The sequence below is a fragment of the Syntrophorhabdus sp. genome, assembly GCA_012719415.1.
GTDB lineage: Bacteria > Desulfobacterota > Syntrophorhabdia > Syntrophorhabdales > Syntrophorhabdaceae > Delta-02.
The window spans coordinates 1-6,851 of sequence record JAAYAK010000003.1 but is presented as its reverse complement, the minus strand read 5'-3'; the positions used below and the strand labels follow the sequence as shown (position 1 = coordinate 6,851).

At 59.3% G+C, this 6,851-nt stretch carries 8 protein-coding genes; 6 read left to right on the top strand and 2 right to left on the bottom strand.

The window, feature by feature from the left end:
* Together folK and tatA are read right to left on the bottom strand one after the other, a co-directional pair.
* Positions 1-476: 2-amino-4-hydroxy-6-hydroxymethyldihydropteridine diphosphokinase (gene folK, locus GXX82_00145; protein NLT21435.1), on the bottom strand; the 476-nt coding region annotated here is incomplete at its 3' end.
* 43 nt (positions 477-519) lie between these two features.
* On the bottom strand, positions 520-675 hold the full coding sequence (tatA, locus tag GXX82_00140; protein ID NLT21434.1) for a twin-arginine translocase TatA/TatE family subunit: 156 nt from the start codon (positions 673-675) through the stop codon (positions 520-522).
* Between the two features lie 114 nt (positions 676-789).
* Here tatA and GXX82_00135 point away from each other — a divergent pair, with 114 nt between their 5' ends.
* The 6 genes from GXX82_00135 (at position 790) to GXX82_00110 (ending at position 6,760) form a co-directional block, all read left to right on the top strand.
* Complete coding sequence (locus GXX82_00135) at positions 790-1,155, top strand: hypothetical protein (GenBank protein ID NLT21433.1); 366 nt, start codon at positions 790-792, stop codon at positions 1,153-1,155.
* Positions 1,156-1,419: 264 nt separating this feature from the next.
* The gene (locus GXX82_00130) at positions 1,420-2,802 is read left to right on the top strand and encodes an MBL fold metallo-hydrolase (GenBank protein ID NLT21432.1); all 1,383 of its coding nucleotides are present in this window, start codon (positions 1,420-1,422) and stop codon (positions 2,800-2,802) included.
* A gap of 45 nt (positions 2,803-2,847) precedes the next feature.
* Positions 2,848-3,558 (top strand): M48 family metallopeptidase, encoded by a 711-nt coding sequence (locus GXX82_00125; protein ID NLT21431.1) that lies wholly within the window; start codon positions 2,848-2,850, stop codon positions 3,556-3,558.
* Positions 3,559-3,578: 20 nt separating this feature from the next.
* Positions 3,579-4,103, top strand: a complete 525-nt coding sequence (locus GXX82_00120) for a hypothetical protein (protein NLT21430.1) — start codon at positions 3,579-3,581, stop codon at positions 4,101-4,103.
* 51 nt (positions 4,104-4,154) lie between these two features.
* Complete coding sequence (locus GXX82_00115) at positions 4,155-5,729, top strand: FAD-binding protein (GenBank protein NLT21429.1); 1,575 nt, start codon at positions 4,155-4,157, stop codon at positions 5,727-5,729.
* Between the two features lie 29 nt (positions 5,730-5,758).
* Entirely contained in the window at positions 5,759-6,760 is a 1,002-nt protein-coding gene (locus GXX82_00110) for an acetylserotonin O-methyltransferase (GenBank protein NLT21428.1), read from the top strand.
* The last annotated feature ends 91 nt before the right edge of the window (positions 6,761-6,851 follow it).

The window sequence follows — 6,851 nt, the reverse complement described above, 5'->3', positions numbered from 1 at the left end:
GTCACCTGCTGGCCGGGGGGGATGTCTGTGAGGAAGCCGCTCAAGGGTTTCTTGAGGGCGGGGTGGATGAGGCCGGGGTCTATCTCTATAAGGGGGACTATGGCGAACCTTCTGCGGTGGAGTTCCCTGTGGGGGACGGTCAGGCGGTCGTCATCGATGATGCCGTCGCCGTACATCAGGATATCGAGGTCTATGACGCGGGGACCGTTCTTCTCGTCCCGTACGCGACCCATGGAGGATTCAATGCTGTTCAGGAAATCGAGGAGGTCGAGGGGGGTGCCCTGCCAGTCGATCTCGACGGCGCAGTTGATGTAATCGCCCTGCTTTATGTCCGAGACGGGCGATGTGGAATAGAAGGACGATATGGACCTGAGCCCCGCCCTTGTATCGCTGGATATGCGTTTTATCGCCGTCTTGCAGTTCTCGAAGCTCTGACCGATGTTGGAGCCGATGCCGATAAAGATCTTGCTGTCCACGCCGGTACCTCCATGCCCCCGCAGTTGATGCCAACGTGTAACGTTACTGATCCTTGCTGTCGGTGTCCTTGACCTCTTTCTTGAAATCCTTGATGCCCTTGCCCAGAGACGACATGATGGAAGGCAGCTTGCCGGCACCGAATATAAGGATCACGATGACAAGGATTATGATTATCTCAGGAACGCCTAAACCAAACATGTCTAATGATATCACCGGAAAAGGAGAGGAGTCAATGTTTTTTCACAAGGGCGAGGGCGTGAAAATCCTTGATTATGTCCGTGCCGTAGGTGTAAATAGAAGCGGGTACGCGCCATGAACGACGGAGATATGATCAGGGAGCTCAACAGGATGCCGGTGAACGTCAAGGCACGCGGGCTCCTCGAGATGGACGGCGAGGAAGTGCGGGAGGAGAGTCTCCATTGCGTGCATGCCGCCCTGTACGCGATCAAGAGGGGGGAGGTCATCGTGGAGATGGATGTGTCGGAGACGGTCACTGCCATGATGACATGGAGGCCGCCGAGACTTGCCAATTTCCTGATGCTCAGGAGCGGCGAGGACTATGAACCTCCCGGCTGGGAGGCCGCCGCCGACCTCCGGGAATTCGCCGAGACGGTCCTCGACGACATCGAAGCCAAGATGGTGACCCACTTCCCCTACTACCGCAGCCCCGAAGCCTGAAAGACCGCTTGAGCCGCTTGAACCGCTTGAGCGTCAAGGCCCCTGCGTGATCGTACGGCCCGTTCCGCCGGCGGGAGCCGGACCCAAAACATTCTCCAATTCGACCACCTGCGGTCTTTTGCCTCTTTCGCTCAATCGGTTCAAGCGGCTCAAGCGGCTCAAGCGGTCTGTTTGACCTTGAAAAGCAGAAATCCTCCGGGTATAATCAAGTGATTCCAGGCTCAGTTCCGGTCCGGTTCCATACTGATTCCCACGGGGTGACGAATGAAGATCAGGTTTCTCGGTGCTGCCAGAAAGGTCACAGGGTCGTGCTTCCACCTCTTGACGGATGGTATCCAGGTCCTTGTGGACTGCGGTATGAATCAGGGCAGGAATTCCGATGCCTTGAACCGGGAGCCCTTCCGGTTCCATCCCGACCAGATAGACACCCTCCTTCTCACCCATGCGCACCTCGACCACTCGGGATTGATACCACGCCTTGCGGCCGGCGGTTTTCCGGGCAGGATACTGACCACGTCAGCCACGGCGGAACTCGCCGAGATCATCCTTCTCGATTCAGCGCATATCCAGGAAAAGGATGCCGAGTGGCAGACGAAGAAGGCGCAGAGGGCGGGCAAGGACCAGGTATTTGAGCCCCTTTACACAACAGAGGACGTCAGGGCGTGCCTCCCGTATTTCGACCAGAACGGTTATGATTCCCTGCACCAGTTGCCGGGCGGGATGAGGTTCCGTTTTGTCGATGCGGGGCACATACTGGGATCGGCCAGCCTCGAGCTGTGGTTCCGGGACGGCGGGCGCGACAAGAAGATCGTTTTCTCCGGGGACATCGGCAAGAACGGGAATCCCATCATACGGGACCCTCAGCACATCACCGAGGCGGATTATGTTGTGATCGAGTCCACGTACGGGAACCGGTTCCACAAGGACCTGGAAGCGAGCATCGAGGAACTGGCAAAGGCCGTCAAGGAAACCTTCAAGCGGGGAGGCAACGTCCTTCTCCCGTCCTTCGCGGTCGGCAGAACCCAGGACGTTCTCTATATCCTCGACAGGCTGGTGAAGGAAGGCACGCTCAAGGACCTCGATGTCTACGTTGACAGTCCTCTCGCGGACAGGGCCACGAAGATCTACATGGCCCACCCGGAGTTCTTCGACGCCGAGGCGGTGAACAGCTTCAAGTTCAGAAGCTCGGCCGGGATGAGGATCCACTTCACGACCACCATCGAAGAATCCCAGAAGATCAACCGGATCAAGTCAGGCGCCGTCATCATCGCGGGCAGCGGGATGTGTGAGGGGGGCAGGATCCGCCATCACTTCAAGCACAACATCTGGAGACAGGAGTGCAGCATCATCTTCACCGGTTTCCAGGTGCCCGGGACACTGGGCCGGTACATCGTCGACGGGGCGAAGAGGGCCTATATCCTCGGCGAGGAGATGGCCATACGGGCAAAGGTGCACACGATCGGCGGGTTCTCGGCCCATGCCGATCAGGGGGAGCTTCTCGAGTGGCTGGGGACGTTCACGAACAACCCCCGGGTCTTTATCGTCCACGGTGAGGAACCCGTCGCCCTGGAGTTCGAAAAGATAGTGAGGGAGAAATTGGGACTCACCACATATGTGCCCCACCTGGGTGAGGAACTGGAGATCTGAAAACCCGGACTGGTCCGGGGAAAGCCGCAAGGTGTCAGAGGGAACGTGGAAGGGCAGGCTTCTCTCTTCAGCGAGACGGATTTTCTCAACTACCGCGTCGTCCGCAGCAAGATGCGCAAGCGGACCATGACGCTGAAGGTGGAGAGGAGCGGGGCCGTCGTCATCCTTGTCCCCGAAAGGACGCCGGAAGAGGAGATAAACCGGTTCTTCAGATCGAAGGTCCATTGGATAGCGAAAAAGCTTAAGGAATACAAGGACGTTATCGGCAGGACGGGACAGAGGCGCTACGTGACGGGAGAACGGTTCCTCTATCTCGGTGAAGAGTATCCCCTGGAGGTCATCGAGGGGAAGTCGGCAAAGCTGAGCCTCTACCGCGGCACCTTCCGGCTCTGCAGCGATCACGACGCCGATGGCCGCGAGATGTTCCGGGAATGGTACAGGCAGAGGGCGCGGCAGATCTTCCCCGAGCGGGTCGGTTTCCACGCCAGGCGCCTTGACCTGACATGGAAAGGGATACGGATAACGAGCGCGCGGACCCGCTACGGCTCCTGTTCCGCGGACAACAGGCTCTCCTTCAGTTTTCGCCTCGTGATGGCCCCCTACGATGTCATTGACTATATCGTGGTCCATGAGCTTGCGCACACAAAGATCAAGAACCATTCGAAGCGGTTCTGGGAATACGTCGGGAAGGTGATGCCCGATTACAAGCGGCGCAAGGAATGGCTTGTGGAGAAAGGTTATCTGCTGGACATATAGAGATCCGGCGGGGAGATGCGATGAGAAAGATGACGGTCCTGATAGCGGCGGCGGCGATCTTCCTTGGTCTCGGTGTCATGGACGTCCATGGTCAGACGCCGAAGAAAGAGTCCGCGGGAAAGCCCGGGAGCGGAAAGTCGCAGATCGTGATCGAGTTTGTGTCCTTCCCCGACCAGTATAAAAGGTATGAGGTCTACCCGTGGGAGACGCTCAAGGTGGACGATTTCCGGGCGGCCTACACGGCAATGGTCGAGGAGGGAAAGTTCGAGGATTGGGTAAGGTCCCTCACGGGCACCGCCCAGGGTAAGAACCGGATGATACGGGTATCCAGGGAGAGTTTCGTGCTTGTCGTGTGCTGCAAGCCTCACATGTGCGACACGAGCCAGATCATCGTCCTTTACGATCCCGTGAAAAAGAAGACCTTCAGTATGCTTGCCGTCGACGGCAAGTTCTCCTGGTTCGGGAAACCTCCCGGCCACATAAAAGATCTTCTCAATGTGCTCCTCGTGGAGGAGTTCAGGGCCATATACAGGGGCCAGATCTGATAAGCGGTCTTTGACTATAATGCGGGACTGAAATAAGAAAGGAATCATGACATGCAGAACGGAGTGATCATTGTTGGAGCGGGGCTTGCCGGGATGATGGCGGCCATCGCGGCCTCGGATGAAGGCGCGGAGGTCATGCTTGTGGATCGGGGTTCCATAGGGCTTGGGACGAACACGGCCATGTCGAACGCGGTCTTTGTCGGTGTTTCCGACTCTTACGGGGTGCAGGAATATGTCCGGGAGACGACCGAGATCGGCCGTTTCCTGAACAGGAAAGACAAAGTGGAGACGGCAGCCAGGAGGAGCCGTGAGGCTGTGGTCTGGCTGAAGACGCTCGGGGTTTCCCTGGATTCGGTGGGAACCAATCTCTACCAGGTGAGATCATCGGATCCCCGCGTAGTGTCGGGAGTGACCCTCGTCAGGCAGATAGCGCGCGCGATAGATTCCCGTCCTCGCATACGGGTGATTCGCGATTTCTATGTGACAAACCTTTTTCAGAGGGATGGGGTGGTGGAAGGCGTAGAAGGTATTGATGCCGGGGGCACGAGCGTCCTGTACCGTGCCGACGCCGTTGTTCTGGCAACGGGTGGTGCCGGGGCCATGTACCTCAGGAACGACAACCAGAGGTACATCATGGGGCAGGGGTATTACCTCGCCGCCGCGGCCGGCCTTCCCCTTTTTGACATGGAGTTCGTGCAGTTCTTCCCCATTATCATAGCGGGAGAGGGTCTGCCGGCCACCATGGTCTACCCGCCCATTCATAAGGCCATGAAGCTTGTTAACGGTGCGGGAGAGGACCTGGCCGTGAAATACAACCTGGGCAGCCTGACGGATGCCGTCATGAAGAAGCGCGACGAGCTCTCCATCGAGCTTTACCGGGAGGCCGAAAGGAGTGCCGTATTTCTCGATTGCCGCGATGTTCCGCGTGATGCCTGGGAAGGTTATCCTCTGAGCCTGCTGAGGCCCGTCAAGCATGACTTTGCGGCGAAGCCGCTTCCCGTCTCGCCGGCGGTGCATTTCATGATGGGAGGCGTGATGACCGACGATGCCTGTCAGTGCGGATTGCCCGGGCTCTTTGCCTGCGGGGAGGTGACATGGGGTCTCCACGGCGCGAACAGGCGCGGTGGGAACGCCCTGATGGAGTGTGCCGTCTTCGGGACCCTGGCGGGGCGCAACGCGGCGCGTTTCAACGAGGAAGCCCCGAAAGGGATGAGTATGGAGCCGACGGAGACCCGGACGGATGGGTTCGGAGCCCCCGGGACCTCGCGAAGGTCCCTCGGCGACATAAAGACAGAGATACGGAAGATAGCCTGGCACAACGCCGGTGTCATTCGCTCGGCGGAAGGATTGACGAAAGGCCTTGAGGCCGCTTGCGAGATCCACCGGGAACTCGATGGGTTCGTGCCGGCCACGAGGCGCGAGAGGTGTGCGAAGGCCGACCTGACGGCAGCGGTTGTGACCCTGAAGGCCATCATCACGGCGAGTCTTGCCAGACAGGAGAGCCGGGGCAGCTTCTTCCGCGAGGACCATCCCCGCGAGGATGACGCCAACTGGAAAAAGAACTCTTCGCTGATCTATGATCCCGTGGAGAAGACGTTCTCGGTGACCCACGCCGCCGCGCTCTGAACACAACACACTGTCGCAAGGAGACTGCCATGATCGAGCACGCACCATACGGTTCCCTGATGTCTGACGCCAGCGCCTTCACAAGGAGCAGAGTGATCCTCTCCGCGGCGGAGCTGGATATATTCACTCTCCTCGACGGGGCCCCCGGAACCTCGGCCGCCCTGGCGAAGAGGGCGGGTTTCAACGCCCGGGCGCTCTCACGTCTTCTCGATGCCCTCGCCTCCCTGGGCCTTCTCGCGAAGAACGGCGGGTCCTACTCTCTCACGGAGAGCGGAGCGCTCCTGTCCTCCCGTCATCCCGGTTCCATCCGCCCCATGGTGCTCCACATGAACGCCCTCTGGGACAGTTGGGGAGACCTTTCGCGCGTGGTGACAAAAGGGCTCAAGGGAAAGCGCAAGCACGCAAGCCGGATGGACGCCGAAACCCTGGCGGCTTTCATTGGCGCCATGGACGTCATAGGAAGGGACCTGTCCCTGGAGATAGCGGATTCCTGTGATCTTGACCGGTACAGGAGGCTTCTCGATGTGGGAGGGGCGTCGGGGACGTACACGGCGGCCTTTTTGCGGAAGAACACCCTCCTCAGGGCCACGATCTTCGACCTTGGGGCCGTCATACCCATGGCCCGGGCGAAGATTGCCTCGGAGGGCCTGTCGGAAAGAGTGGACCTCGTACCCGGTGACTTCTACAACGACGACCTCCCCGGCGGACATGACCTCGTCCTTCTCTCGGCCATAATTCACCAGAACGATCCCGGGCAGAACGTCGCCCTCTACCGCAAGGCGTGGACAGCCCTTCTTCCCGGCGGGACCATACTCATCCGCGATCACATCATGGACGAGACCCGCACCGCCCCATCCGCGGGGGCGCTCTTCGCCATCAACATGCTCGTCAACACCCGTGGCGGCAGCACCTATACCTTCGAAGAGGTGGAGGGGGGCCTGACGGAGGCAGGCTTCGAGGACATCAGGCTCCTGAGAACCGGAGACAGGATGGACTGCCTGGTGGAGGGGAGGAAACCGGGCGCGAGATAATGTATCCGGCGCCGGCCTGACGAAAACGTTTTCCTGCTCACTTCGCCTGCCCCAGCTTCCTGGCCCACTTTGCCAGTTCGGCCAGGAGTTC

Excerpts from the sequence above, each read along its gene's own strand:
- tatA (NLT21434.1), bottom strand. The coding sequence starts at position 675 with ATGTTTGGTTTAGGCGTTCCTGAGATAATCATAATCCTTGTCATCGTG.
- GXX82_00135 (NLT21433.1), top strand. The coding sequence starts at position 790 with ATGAACGACGGAGATATGATCAGGGAGCTCAACAGGATGCCGGTGAAC.
- GXX82_00130 (NLT21432.1), top strand. The coding sequence starts at position 1,420 with ATGAAGATCAGGTTTCTCGGTGCTGCCAGAAAGGTCACAGGGTCGTGC.
- GXX82_00120 (NLT21430.1), top strand. The coding sequence starts at position 3,579 with ATGAGAAAGATGACGGTCCTGATAGCGGCGGCGGCGATCTTCCTTGGT.
- GXX82_00115 (NLT21429.1), top strand. The coding sequence starts at position 4,155 with ATGCAGAACGGAGTGATCATTGTTGGAGCGGGGCTTGCCGGGATGATG.
- GXX82_00110 (NLT21428.1), top strand. The coding sequence starts at position 5,759 with ATGATCGAGCACGCACCATACGGTTCCCTGATGTCTGACGCCAGCGCC.